This is a genomic window from Arthrobacter sp. SAFR-044, from assembly GCF_059414985.1.
The window spans coordinates 472,471-487,368 of record NZ_JBPFDN010000002.1; the positions used below are offsets into that span (position 1 = coordinate 472,471).

Sequence of the window (14,898 nt, forward strand, 5' to 3'; positions counted from 1 at the left end):
GGGCTAGGCTCCGGCGATGGTCGTCCAGACGCCAATGCCGCCTGCCACCACCATGACTGCCGCCGTGAACCAGCCGAGCGTGGCGGCGAGCCGGCCGTTGCGGTACTCGCCCATGATGGCCTTGTCCCGCGAGATCAGCATGGTGACCACCAGGAACGGGGCCGCTGCAATGCCGTTGACGGTGGCACTGAAGACCAGGAGGCCGATGGGGTCGGAGGAGAAGAAGCTGATGAGGACACCAGCCACCATGCCGATCCCCAGCAACGTGTAAAACAAGGGGGCGCGCCGCGGGCTGAGGTCCAGGCCCCAGTCCCTGCCGAGCAGGCCGGCCAGCCCCGCTGCCCCGGACGCCGCGAGTACCGGGACGCCGAGGATGCCGGTGCCGATGAACCCGGCGGCGAACAGGACCGTGGCGGCCGGTCCCACCACAGGGTCCAGCGCCTTGGCCACGTCGGCAGCCGTATTCACTTCGGTACCCTCCCTGCCCAGGGTTGCTGCCGTGGCTGCCATGATCGAGAACATCACCAGGACGGAGAAGACCATCCCGATGAACACGTCGGCCCGGGCCTTTCGGAGGGTGTGGGCGGCGACGGCAGCATCGGGGCGGTCCTTCAGTCCCACTGCCTCGTCCCCGCCGTGGTCCTCGGCGCGCAGCTCCTGCACCCGGTGGGCGCTCTGCCAAAAGAACAGGTAGGGCGAAATGGTGGTGCCAAGCACGGCCACAATCAGGCCAAGGTACTCCGGGGCGAAGCTGAACTTCATTCCCAGCATGCCTTCCAGGACGTCGGCCCAGTCCACATTGGCGACGAACAGGACGGCCACATACGCCAGCAGCGTGACGCAGAGCCATTTGAACACCTTCGCAATGACGGCAAACGACCCGCTCAGGAGCGCCGCGGCGATGCCAATACCCGCAAGCACGCTCCACACGTGGTCGGGGCCGGCGCCAAGCATCTGCATGCCCTGCCCGATCGCCATCAGGTCCGCGGCGGCGTTCAGGATATTGCCCACTAAGAGTGCGGTGATCAACACCGCAATCACCACCCGCGGGCGGCGGGAGAACTTGCGCCTGGCCAGCCTGCCCAGGCTTTCGCCGGTGGCCAGCGCCGTGCGGTCGCAGATCTCCTGGACGGCCATCATCATGGGCAATGTCACCGGCGCGGTCCACAGCATGCCGTTGGAAAAGACCGCCCCGGCCTTGGCGTAGGTGGCGATCCCCGACGGATCATCGTCCGCCGCGCCGGTCACTAGGCCGGGCCCGAGCATCGAACCGAAACGGCGCAGGAGCGACTTCCGTCCAACCCTCGCTGCCGGGTGATCGACTTGGGGCCGTCCGGTAATTTCGGCCTTGCTCATTCAGTTTTCTCCGCTCACCATCGACCGCTAAGCCGCCCAACTGCTAAGCATGCTTAGGATTAGTAGCCCATGGTAGACCATGAATCTGGAAGAAAAGTTCCGCAGCGGCGGATCAGATCCACTTGTTGTGCTTGAACGCAAGGTAGAGGACCAGGCCCATGGCCACCATCAGCCCCAGCGCATACGGATAGCCGTAGGTCCAGGCGAGCTCGGGCATGTTGGCGAAATTCATGCCGTAGATGGACGCCACCAGGGTGGGCGCGAACAGGATGGCAGCCCATGAGGAGATGCGCTTGACCTGCTCGTTCTGTTCGAAGCTGGACTCGGTCATGCGCTGCATCTCATCGTTTTGCCGCTGGGCCACTAGGGCGGCATTGACGGCGAGCGCGTTCTGGAGCAAAGCACGGAAGGACGCCACGCGCTCGTTGAGCCGGATGACGTGGTCCAGGACGTCCCGGTAGTGGTCCCGGAGTTCTGTCGCCTGTTCGCGGTCCGGTGTTCCGGCCATCAGGGCCTGCAGGATTCCCGCGAGCGGGCTGGTGGCGCGTTGGAAGGTGATGACCTGGCGGGACAACTCATAGATCCTGCGGGACACGTCGGGGTCCGCGCCAAAGAGGTCGTCCTCGATTTCGTCGATGTCGTTCTCCAGGCCGGCCACCACCGGTTCGTATTCGTCCACCACCTGGTCCAGGATCCCGTACAGCACCGCGTCAGGTCCCAGGGCCAGGAATTCGGGCATGGCCTCCATCCGGCGCCGGACCTTGGCCAGGTCGGGGGATTCGGCGTGCCGGACGGTGACCACGTACTCGTCGCCGACAAAAACATGGATCTCCCCGAAGTCCACCTTCTCTTCATCGTCGCGGTACCTGGCGGGCCGGAGCACCAGGAACAGGCACTCGCCGTAATGCTCCAGCTTGGCCCGCTGGTGGCCGGCGAGCGCGTCCTCGATGGCCAGGGCGTTGAGGTCGAATTCCTCGCCCACGGAGTGCAGTTCCTCCGGGTCCGGCCGGTAGAGGCCGATCCACGCCATCCCCTCGCGCTGGCGGAGCAGGAAGTAGGTCTCGTCAAGGTCTTCCGGGTCCTCGGTGCGGAGCCCGTTCACGTACACCGCGTTATCGATGATGGTCACGGCTCCGCCTCCCGCTCTTGCTCCCAGTCGTCCAGCAGGGCCGGCATCCGGGAATTGAGGAAGCGGTAGAACCGGGCCATCTCCGCCACCCGGGCCCGCGCCGCCGATCCTTCAGGGAGTGTTTCGGCCGTCGCGTCGGTCAGGGCCGCAAGCTTTTCGTAGACGGGGCTGTTGCGCATGGACGCCACGTACCATTCGTCCTGGTGCAGGGCGTAGAGGTCGCGGCGGCTTCCGGGCTGTGAGACCCGGTGCACGAAGCCCACGGCCTGCAGGTACCGCACGGCGCCGGAGACGGCAGCGGCGCTTGCCCCCAGCTGCTCGGAAAGCTCTGCAGCGGTGAGGCTCCCCTGCTCCGAGGACACCAGCGCCAGCAGTGTCCGCGCGGGCATCTTTGGAAACCCGGCCGCCGCGAAGGCGGCCGCAGTCCGTTCGGCAGCGGCCGCCGTGGCACCAGCGGCGGCGGTGAGTTCCGGGGCCCGGGAGCCAACCACGTCGGCGTCTGCGCTCATGCCGCGCCAACCTCCCTCCGCCGCATCGCCGCCACAGCCAGCGCGGCGGCAACCGCGGCAACCAGCAGCATCCACCAGGCGCCGCTCCAGTCCGTGGCGTCCCCATGCGGCACCGGCGTGTGGGTGAACGGCGACAGGTCGCGCAGGCTTTGGTCAATGCCCAGCATCCCGCCGAAAATGCCCAGCAGCACCCCCAGGGCCAGCAGTCCCCAGCTGGCCCCGATGGTGGCGGCGGGCCACAGGACGAACACCAGGGCCGGAACGGCCAGGTAGATCAGTGCCGCCGGCAGCTGGGCCAGGGCGGTTTGCCAAAGGGCATCGGCGGGCATGGATTCATCGCCGGAGCCGGTGAGGGTGGCCCACGCGCCCACCCCCGTGAGTCCCACCACCAGCACCACGGCGGCCGCGCCGAGCAGCAGGTAACCGGCCAGCCACCGGACGCGTCCCACCGGGGCGGACAGCAGGAGTTCGGCGGTTCCTGCCGCTTCCTCCTGCCGCAGCCTCGCCACCGCCTGCAGGGCACACGCCGCAGCCAGGACCCCTGCCATGGAAAACAGCACCGACACCATGAGCTGGGTGAGCGAGGTTCCCTGCGACTGGAGCATGGCCCGCATCACGGCGGTGATGTTGGTGTCCGGGGTGTCGACGGCGGCAATCGCCGTTCCGAGCGACCCCGCCAGCAGGCCCAGGGCCAGGCCGCCCAGGCCCCACCCGAAAATCGATCCGGCCTGCAGCCGCAAGGCGAGGGCCACGGGACTGCGAAGGCCGCCCCGGGCGGCGGCACGTCCGGGCCGCGCTTCCCAGACGCTGGCCCCGTTGTCGCGCGTGCGGAGGATGAGCCAGGCAGCTGCGAGGCAGCCGACGGCGAGCCCCACCGGCAGCAGCAGCGGCCAGCCGCGGTTCCCTGAGTAAGCGTATGTCTGCTGGCCCCAGCCGATGGGCGAGAACCAGCTGGCGGCCCCTTCGGTCATGGTGGTCCCGTCGGTGCCGGGCGTACCGGTGGCATCCCCGATCCCGCGCAGGACGTAGGCCAGGGCAACCAGTGCAGCGGACACACCGTTGGCACCCCGTGATGTGCCCATGAACTGGGCCACCAGCAGCCCCACGCCCAGGAACGAGAGTCCGACGGCGCCCGTTGCGGCTCCAGCAGCCAGGGAACCTTGGGGGTCCAGGCCCTGCGACAGGAAGCCGAAGTACACCGCGAGCGACACGAGGATGTTCGCCGTGATTCCGTGCAGCAGGGTTGCCGTGGTGGGCATCAGGCGTCCCGCGGGCGTGGCGGCCACCAGTTCCGCGCCGCCGGATTCCTCGTCGGCCCTGGAGTGGCGGACCGCCAGGAATGTGCTCATCAGGCCTGCCAGCAGGGCAAGGAACGCGTAGATCAGGAAAAACGTGAAGGCCCCTTGGTCTGCGCCGCGGGGCAGGCCGCGGAGCATCAGGATGGCGGGGGTGGCGATGGCCACCTGCAGGATCTCGGTGCGGCTGGCCACGTTGCCGTAGGTCTGGGTGACGGCGGCGGCCGCGAACAGGGCAAACGCACCGATGGCCACCACCCAGCTCAGGAGCTGCCAGCGGTCCCGGCGCACCCGCTGGCCCCAGAGGACCAGGAGGACGCCCATGTCAGCTCCGCCCCCTGGCACCGAGCAGGTGCCGCCGGGAACCGTGGTTCCCTTCGGCCAGATGCTGATCCGGGGTCTCAGCGCCAAGGGAGGTGTCACCGTAATGCCGCAGGAACAGCTCCTCGAGGGACGGCGGGACGATCGTCAGGCCCTGCACGCCCAGGGCACCCAGGACTGGAAGCACCTCGGCGATCCGGTCCGCGTCGGCCCTGAACCGGACGCGCCCGGCGTCGACCGTCAGGTCATGCACCGCACCCAGCCGGGCCAGGGCCTCCGCATCCAAGCCGTCCGCCGCGAAGGAAACTTCGGACCTGGTGAGGTGCCGCAGGGAGTCCAGGGTGCCGCCGTCGACGATCCTGCCGGCGCGGATGATGCTCACGCGGTGGCACAGCACCTCCACCTCCGAGAGGATGTGGCTGGAAAGGAGCACGCTGGCCCCGCGGTCGACGGCGGCGAGCAGCTCACCCCGGAACACCTCCTCCATGAGCGGGTCAAGGCCGCTGGTGGGCTCGTCCAGCAGGTAGAGCTCCGCTTCGGTGGCCAGCGCGGCGATGAGCGCAACCTTCTGCCGGTTGCCCTTGGAATAGGCGCGTCCCTTCTTCGCCGGATCGAAGTCGAAGACCTGGCACAGGTGGTCCTTGCGGCGGCGGTACGCGGCACCGTCAGCCGTGCCGCCGCGCAGCCGGGACAGCAGGTCGATGGTTTCGCCGCCGGACAGGTTCGGCCAGAGCCGGACATCGCCGGGGACGTAGGCCAGGCGGCGGTGCAGTTCCACCGCCTGGGTCCATGGCTCATACCCCAGGACCGTTGCGGAGCCGGAGGTTGCCCGGGCCAGGCCCAGAAGGACGCGCAGGGTGGTGGACTTTCCCGCGCCGTTCGGGCCGAGGAATCCGTGGATCTCCCCGCGCTGGACTTCCAGGTCCAACCCGTCAAGGGCCCTGACGTGGCCGAAGTGTTTGTGCAACCCCACTGTCTGGACAACGGTGTTCATGGTCCAAGTCTTTAAAGTTTTCACAACTTTGTGAAGGTACTAAAGTCCCAGCTATGACCCCCGACAGATCCGTGCCAGGCGCGCAGGCCACCCGATCGTCAACGGCACCGCTGTATGCGGCGGGGTTTGTCACCGCTTTCGGCGCCCACAGCATCGCGGCCGGGCTGGGCTCGCAGAGCGAAAACATCGGCCTGACCCTCCTGAACCTCGGCATCTTGCTGGCCCTCTACGACGGGGCCGAGGTGTTCCTCAAGCCCGTCTTCGGCGCCCTCAGCGACCGCATTGGCGCCAAACCGGTCATCGTCGGCGGGCTGCTCGCCTTCGCGGCACTGTCGCTGATTGGCCTCGGCGCTGCCGACCCGTTCATCCTGGCCCTGGCCCGGCTGGGACAGGGGGCTGCAGCGTCGGCCTTCTCGCCGTCGTCGTCCGCCATGGTGGCCAGGATGGCCCGCGGCGGAAAGGCTGGGACCTACTTTGGCCGGTACGGTTCCTGGAAGAGCCTGGGTTACATCATTGGCCCGCCGCTGGGGGCGGGCCTGATCCTGGCCGGCGGCTTCCCGCTGCTGTTCGGCACCCTGTCGGCGCTGGCCGCGGCCACGGCCGTGTGGGTGCTGGTGTCGGTGCCGCGCCTGGCACCGCTGCCGCGCAAGCGGTACACCGTGATGGACCTGGCCCGGCAGGTGGGAGAGCGCCGTTTCCTGGTCCCCACGCTGGTGCTTGCCGCCTCGACCGGCGCGCTGGGTGCCGCCGTCGGCTTCCTCCCGGCGCTGGCCACGCGGCACGGACTGGACGCCTTCGCCGGCACGGCGGCGGTGAGCGTGGTGGCACTGGGCTCGGTGCTCACCCAGCCGTGGATCGGCAGGCTGCGGGACCGGCACGCCGTCAGCGACAATAAGGGCACGACGACGGGCCTGCTGCTGATTGCCGCGGGCATCGCTTTGGTGGCGGCCGCCCCGGGAGTGGTCACCATCTTCGTTGCGGCTGCACTGATTGGGTCGGGCATCGGCGTGGCCACCCCGCTTGGGTTCGCGCACTTGGCGGACACCACGCCGCCGGAGCGGATGGGCCGGACTATGGGCTCGGCAGAGCTCGGGCGCGAACTGGGCGATGCCGGCGGACCCCTGCTGGTGGGGGCCATCGCCACGGCAACCGCCCTGCCGTTCGGACTGGGCGCGCTGGCGCTGCTGGTGGCCGCCGCGGCCGTCCCCCGGCTGGACCCGGTCAGCCCCGCGGGCTGAGCGGGCTTCCAGCTTTTTGTGTCACCCTTAACCGCGATGACTTCTTCACGGCAACTTTCCACCAGGACTCCGGCACGGCCTGCCCCGGGCTCGGCGTTCCTGTTTGTGCTGTCCACGGTGGCGTGCATTGCCGGGCTGGTTGCCACCTATTGCTTCTTCGTCCAGACCACCACGGGCCAGTTCATCGACGAGTCCGCGCTGGTGGAAGCGGTGGAGATCCACGGGCCCGCGGGCAAGGCCGCCACCCGGTTCCTCGACTGGCTGCCGACGATTTCACTGGTGATGGCCGCCGTCGTGGTCCTGTTTGTCACCGTGATCCGGCGGCACTGGGCGGAGGCCGGGATGGCCGTGGCCGCGTGCATCGGCGCGAACGTGGCAACGCAGGTGCTGAAGGACCTGCTGCCGCCGCGCCCGGACAAAGGTGTGCTGACCCTCGAGCTGAACTCGCTTCCCTCCGGCCACACGACGCTGGCGGCATCCGCTGCTGCGGCCGTGTTCCTGATGGCGTCCCCGCGCTGGCGCCCCATGGCCGGCTTCATCGGCGGCTCCTTCGCCATCGCCTCCGGGGTGTCCACGCTGATCAACCAGTGGCACCGCCCCGCGGACGTGGTGGCAGCGTTCCTGTTGGTGGGCGTATTCATGATTCCGGCCGGCTGGCTGATCCTCCAGCGGGGATCCTGGCGCGAGTGGGACGGGTTCGGCGACCACATCGGCTCTGCCCGGATCTGGCTTACGTTGCCCGTACTGATTGGTCTGGCTTCGGCCGGCGTCGCGGTGTACTCGCTCATCCGGATTGCGCCCAGCCCCTGGCAGGAAACCAGCACCACCAACTACTTCTGGGCCGGCATCTCGCTGATCGTGATCGCGGGGTACCTGGCCACGGTGGCCACCACCTCCCTGTTCGCCTTCGCCGCACGACGGCGGCGCGCACCCAGGCGGTAAGGGTTTAACTGGGCGTATCCCGGGAGTCCCGTCCCATGCTTTCCTCCAAAGCTGCCGCGAGCTCCAGTTCGTCGAGGTACCGGGCGGCCGGGCGCCCGGTGGCCTGGGCCAGCCGCTCCAGCGTGGCAAGGTGCTGGCGGGCCAGCTCGATGGCCAGTTCCTCCACGATGCTTGGTCCGTTGCGCACCACAAGGTCGCTGAGGAATACCTGCAGGCTCCCGGCGGGGCGCCCCTTGGCTTCAATGTCCGCTGCAACGAGCCTCGTGAGGGCAGCCGCGGCGAGTGCAGGTTTGTCGCTGAAAAGCTCCACGATGACCCCCTGTAGCAATGGGCTGGGATGGGAAACAACGGCATGTGTTGCTACAACTTAGCCCTTCCGCACCTGCCCCGTAAGGGGTCATGAGTCCTGAGTTAAAGGATGGCGCCGGAAAGGTTTTCGAGGCATGGATTGAGGACGGGGTGCCGGGTAGCACATCCGGCGTTATGCCGGGAAGTCTTGAGGCAACCTTGAGGGATTGGAGTCCCCCAGCTTGATCGGCGCGGTGAATAGTTGCAGGTGCCAGGGCGGCGTTTTGAAGAGGGCGCCGCCCGGCACTCCCCCTCCCCGCCCTTTCAGTTGCGGCGCGCAGCGATCCTGCGTCAGGGGTCGAGCCGCTTCCGCAGGAGGCAGAACTCGTTTCCTTCCGGGTCCTGGAGGACGTGCCACTGCTCGTCGCCGGTTTGCCCCACATCGGCCGGCCGGGCACCGAGGGCCAGCAGCCGTTCCAGCTCTGCGTCCTGGTCCCGGTCCACCGGGTTGACGTCGATGTGCAGCGGCAGCCTTCCCACCCGCGGGTTGCTGCTGGCGCTCAGGATAATCGTGGGCTGCAGTCCGCCGAACCCGGCGTCGGGCGGCCCGATCTCAATCGCCCCGTCCTCCCGGTCCAGCTCGACATACCCAAGGACGTCACTCCAGAACCGCGCAAGCAGTTCGGGGTCGTCGCAGTTCAGGACCAGTTCGCTGATTCGGCATGACATGGTGCCAGTATCCAGCTCGGCGGGAGACGGTGCCACTGCATGGGGGGATGCAGCGGCACCTTCTTCCGCCGAGCTGGCAGACCCTCCTTGTGCCGATACGTGGGCTGCGGTGGCTTAAAGACAATTCTGCACGGCCAACCTCAGGAAGCGGGGAGGTAAAACGTCAACAGAAGCTCAAGTTATGTGAAGCTCCAGCAGGCGTGCGGTCTGCGCTTCTCCTCTCTTAACGAATCACCCCCACAGCAGCGCGCCAACTACTTTCGCCCGGGAAGGGCAGCGTCAAGAATGTCCAGGGCGTTGGCACGCATGGCACCAAATGCCTGGTCGGGCCGGAGGCCTGCCACGTCCCGGAGCCAGACGTAGGGTTCAATCCCGGCAACAGCGCGAAGCCGCACGGCGAGGGCGGCGATGTCGATCGCGGATCCGGCGGCTTCCAAGGGCGACAGGGCGTCGCGGTACCAGCCCACAGCACGGCCGCCGCGAAGGGTGGGACGGGCAGCGCCGGGCGTAAGGGACAGCCGCAATGACGCCCGCAACTGCGGTTCCCAGGCCCGGATGAACTCGAAGTGCGCGTCCAGGGTGCGCACCAGGCGGGCACGGACGTCCGACGGCGGGTCCTCGCCGAGCAGCGACCCCAGCCCGGTCTCCGGGAGGGCAGCGTGCAGGAGGGCTTTCTTGTCCGGAAAATACCGGTAGGCAGTGGTCCGGGATATGCCGGCAATGGCGGCGACGTCGGCAACGGACGGGTCCCGGCCCTCCTTCAACAGTTCCCGGAGGACTGCCACCAGCTCTTCCCGCGTGCGCGACTTTTGCCGGACCCTGCCGGTCTCCAAATATTTTTCATTGTGGTGGGCGGACACAAGACTTATGATACCTATGTACCGTCATGGCACTGATGTCCCATAAACACAAACAACTCATCCAGGGGTTTCCCGTGGCCGATCCCATTGCAGTGAATCCACAGCATTACCGGCTCGTCTTCGAAAACGACAGGGTCCGCGTCCTTGAGTACAGCGACGGCCCCGGAGACAGCACCGGAACCCATTCCCACCCGGACAGCGTGATGGTCACGCTCAGTTCCTTCGCCCGCCGCCTCCGATCGGGAGGCCGGGAAGTCGACGTGGAGCTGCAGGCAGGGCAGGCCCGCTGGCTTGACGCGCAGGAACATTCAGGCACCAACACCGGCTCCACCCCTACACACTGCCTCTTCATCGAACTGAAGGAACCACGCCAGGAAACGTCCGGCATGGATGAGCAGCATCTGCCGGCCACCCACACCGGCCGCCTTGGCCCTGTCCCTTCTTAGTAACGGGATACCCGCCAGCCGCAGGAGGCAGGCGGGTATCCGATAAAAGGCAATACCTATGCCCCGCCCCCTCGGAGCAACAGCCTGCACCAGGCGTCCGTCAGCCACTCGGCGAACTGGCCGGCCGTCCACCCCCGCTGGTCCACCAGCAGCACCCAGTACTCAGGGCCGTTCATGCTCCAGACCGCGTCGGCGAGTTCCGTGGCCGGACGGTCCGTTCGCAGTTCCCCGGTGGCGGCGAGGTCCTCAATGAACTTCAGCATGTTCGCTGCGCGCCGGTCCGAAATCCCGGTCCAGAGCGCAGCACAGTCTGGATCGGTTCCGGCCGCGTCACGCAGGGCCAGATAGACCGGGGCAAGACGGGGCTGGATGCCGGCCAGGGCGTGGGCATAGATCGAGATCTTCCCGGCCGCCCCCTTCGCCTCCCGCAGGCGGATCACGTAATCGCGGTCCCCTGCGGGCACCGCCTGGCCGGTCCCCGAAATGGCAGTTTCCACCACTTCCCGCAGCAGGTCCGGCTTCCGTCCGATGGTCGCGTAGATGGTATCGACGGCGACTCCGGCCTGCCGCGCAATGCCCGCCACGGTGGTGGAACGATAGCCCTCCCCCACAAACAGCTCGCGGGCAGCAGCCAGCACGGCGTCACGGGTCGCGGCCGCCTGCTCCTTGCGCCGCGGCGAATGGTAGCGGCGTGCCGGGGCATTGACTTCGCTCATGGCCGGGCCTAGCCTTAATTCATCCGAGTATTCTTCGGATGAATTGTAGCAGGAAGCCCGGGACCGCAGCGAAGTCAGGAACAGCGGACGGGGGCGGAAGGGCAGGGCATCATGTCAGAGCACTTCGATACCGTGGTGATAGGCGGCGGCCAGGCGGGATTGGCCATGGGCTACCACCTGTCCCGCCTGAAGCGCCCCTTCCTTATCCTCGACGGGAACCCGCGGACCGGAGACAGCTGGCGCAACCGCTGGGACTCCCTCCGGTTATTCACGCCTGCCCGGTACGACGCCCTTCCCGGCAGCCGTTACCCCGGCCCGCAGTGGTCATATCCGGGCCGGGAGGAGTTCGCTGACTACCTCAGCAGCTATGCGGAGAAGTTCGAACTGCCGGTACGGAACAACGTCCGGGTCAACCGGCTCAGCCACAACGGGCACGTCTTCGTCATCGAAACCGGCAAGGGCCGCATCGACGCGGACAACGTGGTGGTTGCCCCGGGCTGGGACCGTAAGCCGAAGGTTCCGGCATTCGCGCAGCAGTTGAATCCGGACATCAGGCAGCTCACGGCGGGAAGCTACAAGAGCCCGGAGGATCTCACCCCTGGCCCCGTCCTGGTGGTCGGCGCCGGAAACTCCGGAGCCGACGTCGCGCTTGAACTCGCGGCCATCCGAAAGACTTATCTCTCGGGCAGGCACCCCGGGGAAATCCCCTGGCCCATCGACGCTGTGGCGGCAAGGCCGCTCACGCTCGCCGTGTTCTTCGCCTTCTCGCACCTCCTGACCCTCGGCACGCCCATGGGCAGGAAAGCCCGCCCGCAGATCCTTGCGCACAGCGGGCCGCTGGTCAGGGTGAAGAACCGCGACCTGGTGCGTGCCGGCGTCGAACGTGTTGCCAGGACGGAAGGCATTAAAGACGGCCTGCCGCTGCTCGCGGACGGAAGAACGCTCGGCATCACCAACGTCGTCTGGTGCACCGGGTTCACCCCGGATCTGGCGTGGATTGACCTGCCGGTGTTCGGCCCGGACGGGGAGCCGCAACAGGACCGGGGCGTGGCCAAAGCCCAGGCGGGACTGTATTTCCTGGGCGCCACCTTCCAGCAGTCGCTGGCCTCTTCCATGGTCCACGGCGTGGGCAGGGACGCAGCCGCTATCGCCCGGCTCATGGCCGCAAAAGCGCACCGCGCAGTAACAGCAGCGGGCCAGGCTCCCAGCAGGGTCAGGCCGGAAGGTTCAGCTGCTCCACAATGAGGCGGGCGGTCGCGGGGTCGCCAAGGATCCGGAAATGCCCGGCGACCGGCAGCTCAATGTTGGTGGCCCCGGGCAGGACGCTCCGCTCCGGAATGTGCGGATCGAACGGCCCGTAGACGGACGTGATGCGGCTGTTGATGGCCAGCTCGCGGGACATCTGGAGGGTCAGGGCGTTCCGCGGCGAGAAGATCCGCAGGCTGGGCAGCAGCATGTACCGCGCGTAGCGCGAGCCGGAAAACGGCGCGCACACGGCGATCATCCGGTCGATCCGGTGCTCAGGATCCAGGGACAGCATGGTGAACTTGCCGATCAGGCCGCCCTTGCTGTGCGCCACCAGGATGGCATCATGCAGCCCCGCTTCCTCCAGGTGCTGGGCCACCAGTTTGGCGGCGTCCGGCACCTTCAGCTTGTTGCGCTGGAGCACCGTGACCACATGCACGGGATGCCCGGCGTCGTGGATGGCCTGGATGAGCGGCATCATGAACTGCCAGTTTTCGTACACGCCGGGGATAATCACCACCGGCGGGCGGGTTCCGTTGCGGAAGGACGCCGGCTGCACGCGCGAGAAGAATCCACGGACCTGCCAGCCCGCGGCATACACGTAGTCCTGCGCCCACCACACAGCCTTCTGCAGCGGACCGATACGGGCAGCGGCGCCGGGATCACTCATGAATCGAGAATAACCTTGCCCGGCGGCGTACCCACCAACCGGGCCCGCAAACACGCCTCAGTAGTTGCGCCGGTGCTTCAGGCGGGGAATGACGACGGCGAACACGGCCGCCGCCGCGAAGCCCAGGACGCCCGTGGCTGAGATCCCCGGGCCCAGGGACGCGAGGGCCGTCACCCCGGAGAGGAGGACCGGTCCCCCGGTGGAGCCGGCGTCGGCCATGAACCGCCAGAGGCCCAGGAATTGCCCGCGGCCGCGGTCCGGCGAGAAATCCGCGCCCAGGGTCATCACCAGCCCGGAGCTGATGCCGTTGCCGAACCCGATCAGCAGCGCGGCCAGCAGCAGCCCCACGAAGGACCCGGTCATCGGGATCAGGAGCAGCGCGGTCCCCATAAGCAGCGTGGACGGAACCGCCACCCACTGCCGGCCCTTGCGGTCCATCAGTCTTCCGGCCGGATAGAACACCAGCATGTCAATGGCGCCGGACAGCCCGTAGATCAGGGACGCGGAGGTGGCGTCCATGCCCAGATGGTCGGACCAGAGCGGGATGACCACCTGCCGGGAGGACCGCAGCGCGCTGAGCAGCAGGATTCCCATCCCCAGCGAAAGGAACACACCCGCATGCGACACCGCCACGCTACGGAGCGTGGGCTGGGGGCCGCCGTCCCCGCCCAACCGGACCTCCGGCGTCGTCAGGTCCGGGATGGTGAGGGACAGCAGTGCGGCGGCCGCCATGGCCACCACCCCCACCCAGTAGGCGCCGGCAATGCCGAAGAACTGCATCACCGCAGCCCCCGCGAACGGGCCGATGAACACGCCGATCCTGTTGACGCCGCCCAGCGTGGACAGCGCGCGGGCGCGGAACGCCACGGGGACGGCCTCGGTGAGGTACTTTTGCCGTGCCAGGCCAAAGACCGCCCCGGACATCCCGACGACGGTCATCGCCACGGCGAGCAGCCACAGTCCGTTCGGGGCCAGGGCGGAGGTGGCGGCCGCCGCGAGGGCCAGGCCGGCAGCGACGGCGGCGCCCACGATGGACCAGCGTTCGCCGAAGCGCAGGGTCACCAGGGACGCCGGCAGGTTGAAGAACCACGATCCGAGCCCGATCAGGGTGACGATCAGGGCGGCCACGGCCACCGAGGCGCCAAGGTCGCGGGCGGACAACGCCACCACCGGAAGGATGGCGCCCTGACCGATTCCGAAAAGCAGTGTGGGGCCGAAAGCGGCCACCGCAATACTGCGCAGGCTGAAGGGCTCGGGGTCATCCGGGGAAGTCATCAGATTTATCCTATGGCTGCCGGATCCGGACCCCCTGCATTGGAAAGGGGGTACGGTACGGGGTTTCCACCGCCGCCCTGCATCCTAGAATCTCCCTACGCAGTAGGTTGGGGGGATCCAGGATGGTGGGACAGCAGGGAAGTCCACGTGAGGAAGGAATTGTGGAGCGCCTGCAGGACCTGGTCCTGAAGAGCCCGGATATGGCCGAACTCCTCCACGAACTGGTGACTCTCTCTGCCGCAGCACTGTCCGTGCACAGCAGGCTGCTTTGCGGGGTCACGATGGTGCGGAAGAAGAAACCAGCCACCGTGGCCACGAGCCACCCCCGCGTCAAAGCCATGGATGAGCTGCAGTATGCCTATGGCGACGGGCCGTGCCTGGCCGCCCTTCGGGACCTGGAAACCGTCTACATCCCCACGTTGCATGATGAGAGCCGGTGGCCACACTACTGCGCCACGGCCTGGTCCGAAGGCATTCGCTCCATCCTCTCCGTTCCGCTGCCGCTGGAGGGGGAAGCAAGCGCGGCACTAAATCTTTACGCGGCCCAAACCCACGCGTTCAGCGACGAGGCGATCCACAAAGCGCAGGGGCACGCAGCCCAGGCCTCCAAGGCACTGCGCGTGGCTGTGCGGCTGGCGCAACTGACGGAGGACCGGGACAACCTCGCTGCGGCGCTGGAGTCCAGGACCACCATCGACCTCGCCACCGGAATCATCATGGCGCAGAACCAGTGCAACCAGGACACAGCCATCAGGGTGCTGCGGAGCGCCTCCAATACCCGCAACCGCAAGCTCAGGGAGGTAGCGGCCCTGCTGGTGGCGTCCGTGGGCAAGGATCCGAACGTCATCACGCACTTCGACTGAGGGCCACTGCTGCTCCGTCAGT

16 protein-coding genes are annotated in these 14,898 nt (G+C 67.6%); 5 read left to right on the top strand and 11 right to left on the bottom strand.

Annotated elements, in window-relative coordinates; translation table 11 throughout:
- Positions 1-3 precede the first annotated feature (3 nt).
- The 5 genes from ACR65J_RS04920 to ACR65J_RS04940 form a co-directional block, all read right to left on the bottom strand.
- Positions 4-1,356: an Nramp family divalent metal transporter gene (locus ACR65J_RS04920; RefSeq protein WP_440166573.1), complete on the bottom strand. Its 1,353-nt coding sequence runs from the start codon at positions 1,354-1,356 to the stop codon at positions 4-6.
- A 112-nt stretch (positions 1,357-1,468) separates the two neighbouring features.
- Complete coding sequence (corA, locus tag ACR65J_RS04925; protein ID WP_440166574.1) at positions 1,469-2,485, bottom strand: magnesium/cobalt transporter CorA; 1,017 nt, start codon at positions 2,483-2,485, stop codon at positions 1,469-1,471.
- The gene (locus tag ACR65J_RS04930) at positions 2,482-2,994 is read right to left on the bottom strand and encodes a GbsR/MarR family transcriptional regulator (RefSeq protein ID WP_440166576.1); all 513 of its coding nucleotides are present in this window, start codon (positions 2,992-2,994) and stop codon (positions 2,482-2,484) included. The genes corA and ACR65J_RS04930 overlap by 4 nt, the downstream gene beginning before the upstream one ends.
- Complete coding sequence (locus tag ACR65J_RS04935) at positions 2,991-4,613, bottom strand: ABC transporter permease (protein ID WP_440166578.1); 1,623 nt, start codon at positions 4,611-4,613, stop codon at positions 2,991-2,993. The genes ACR65J_RS04930 and ACR65J_RS04935 overlap by 4 nt, the downstream gene beginning before the upstream one ends.
- 1 nt (position 4,614) lies before the next feature.
- Positions 4,615-5,604, bottom strand: a complete 990-nt coding sequence (locus tag ACR65J_RS04940; RefSeq protein ID WP_440166581.1) for an ABC transporter ATP-binding protein — start codon at positions 5,602-5,604, stop codon at positions 4,615-4,617.
- Between the two features lie 53 nt (positions 5,605-5,657).
- Between ACR65J_RS04940 and ACR65J_RS04945 the strand changes: the two genes are divergently transcribed.
- Together ACR65J_RS04945 and ACR65J_RS04950 are read left to right on the top strand one after the other, a co-directional pair.
- Positions 5,658-6,842 carry an MFS transporter gene (locus tag ACR65J_RS04945; protein WP_440166582.1) on the top strand — a complete coding sequence of 395 codons (1,185 nt, stop codon included), beginning with the start codon at positions 5,658-5,660 and terminating at the stop codon, positions 6,840-6,842.
- A 36-nt stretch (positions 6,843-6,878) separates the two neighbouring features.
- Positions 6,879-7,784, top strand: coding sequence for a phosphatase PAP2 family protein (locus ACR65J_RS04950; RefSeq protein WP_440166583.1), 906 nt, complete (start codon positions 6,879-6,881; stop codon positions 7,782-7,784).
- A 4-nt stretch (positions 7,785-7,788) separates the two neighbouring features.
- On the opposite strand, the gene ACR65J_RS04955 is transcribed toward ACR65J_RS04950, so the two are convergent.
- The 3 genes from ACR65J_RS04955 to ACR65J_RS04965 all read right to left on the bottom strand — a co-directional run bounded on the left by ACR65J_RS04955 (position 7,789) and on the right by ACR65J_RS04965 (position 9,661).
- Positions 7,789-8,094 carry a hypothetical protein gene (locus ACR65J_RS04955; RefSeq protein WP_440166585.1) on the bottom strand — a complete coding sequence of 102 codons (306 nt, stop codon included), beginning with the start codon at positions 8,092-8,094 and terminating at the stop codon, positions 7,789-7,791.
- A gap of 329 nt (positions 8,095-8,423) precedes the next feature.
- Complete coding sequence (locus tag ACR65J_RS04960) at positions 8,424-8,801, bottom strand: VOC family protein (RefSeq protein WP_440166587.1); 378 nt, start codon at positions 8,799-8,801, stop codon at positions 8,424-8,426.
- 254 nt (positions 8,802-9,055) lie between these two features.
- The gene (locus ACR65J_RS04965; RefSeq protein ID WP_440166589.1) at positions 9,056-9,661 is read right to left on the bottom strand and encodes a TetR/AcrR family transcriptional regulator; all 606 of its coding nucleotides are present in this window, start codon (positions 9,659-9,661) and stop codon (positions 9,056-9,058) included.
- A gap of 74 nt (positions 9,662-9,735) precedes the next feature.
- On the opposite strand from ACR65J_RS04965, the gene ACR65J_RS04970 reads away from it, so the two are divergent.
- Positions 9,736-10,107, top strand: coding sequence for a cupin domain-containing protein (locus tag ACR65J_RS04970; protein ID WP_440166591.1), 372 nt, complete (start codon positions 9,736-9,738; stop codon positions 10,105-10,107).
- 56 nt (positions 10,108-10,163) lie between these two features.
- Here ACR65J_RS04970 and ACR65J_RS04975 read toward each other — a convergent pair whose 3' ends face one another.
- Positions 10,164-10,823 (bottom strand): TetR/AcrR family transcriptional regulator, encoded by a 660-nt coding sequence (locus ACR65J_RS04975; protein WP_440166593.1) that lies wholly within the window; start codon positions 10,821-10,823, stop codon positions 10,164-10,166.
- Positions 10,824-10,934: 111 nt separating this feature from the next.
- Here ACR65J_RS04975 and ACR65J_RS04980 point away from each other — a divergent pair, with 111 nt between their 5' ends.
- Positions 10,935-12,068 (top strand): flavin-containing monooxygenase, encoded by a 1,134-nt coding sequence (locus ACR65J_RS04980; protein ID WP_440166595.1) that lies wholly within the window; start codon positions 10,935-10,937, stop codon positions 12,066-12,068.
- Here the strand turns inward: ACR65J_RS04980 and ACR65J_RS04985 are convergent.
- On the bottom strand, positions 12,037-12,738 hold the full coding sequence (locus tag ACR65J_RS04985; RefSeq protein WP_440166597.1) for an esterase/lipase family protein: 702 nt from the start codon (positions 12,736-12,738) through the stop codon (positions 12,037-12,039). The genes ACR65J_RS04980 and ACR65J_RS04985 overlap by 32 nt on opposite strands.
- Positions 12,739-12,795: 57 nt before the next feature.
- Entirely contained in the window at positions 12,796-14,013 is a 1,218-nt protein-coding gene (locus ACR65J_RS04990; protein ID WP_440166599.1) for an MFS transporter, read from the bottom strand.
- Between the two features lie 161 nt (positions 14,014-14,174).
- Here ACR65J_RS04990 and ACR65J_RS04995 point away from each other — a divergent pair, with 161 nt between their 5' ends.
- A complete protein-coding gene (locus ACR65J_RS04995) occupies positions 14,175-14,876 on the top strand; it encodes a GAF and ANTAR domain-containing protein (protein WP_440166601.1) in 702 nt (233 codons plus the stop codon).
- The last annotated feature ends 22 nt before the right edge of the window (positions 14,877-14,898 follow it).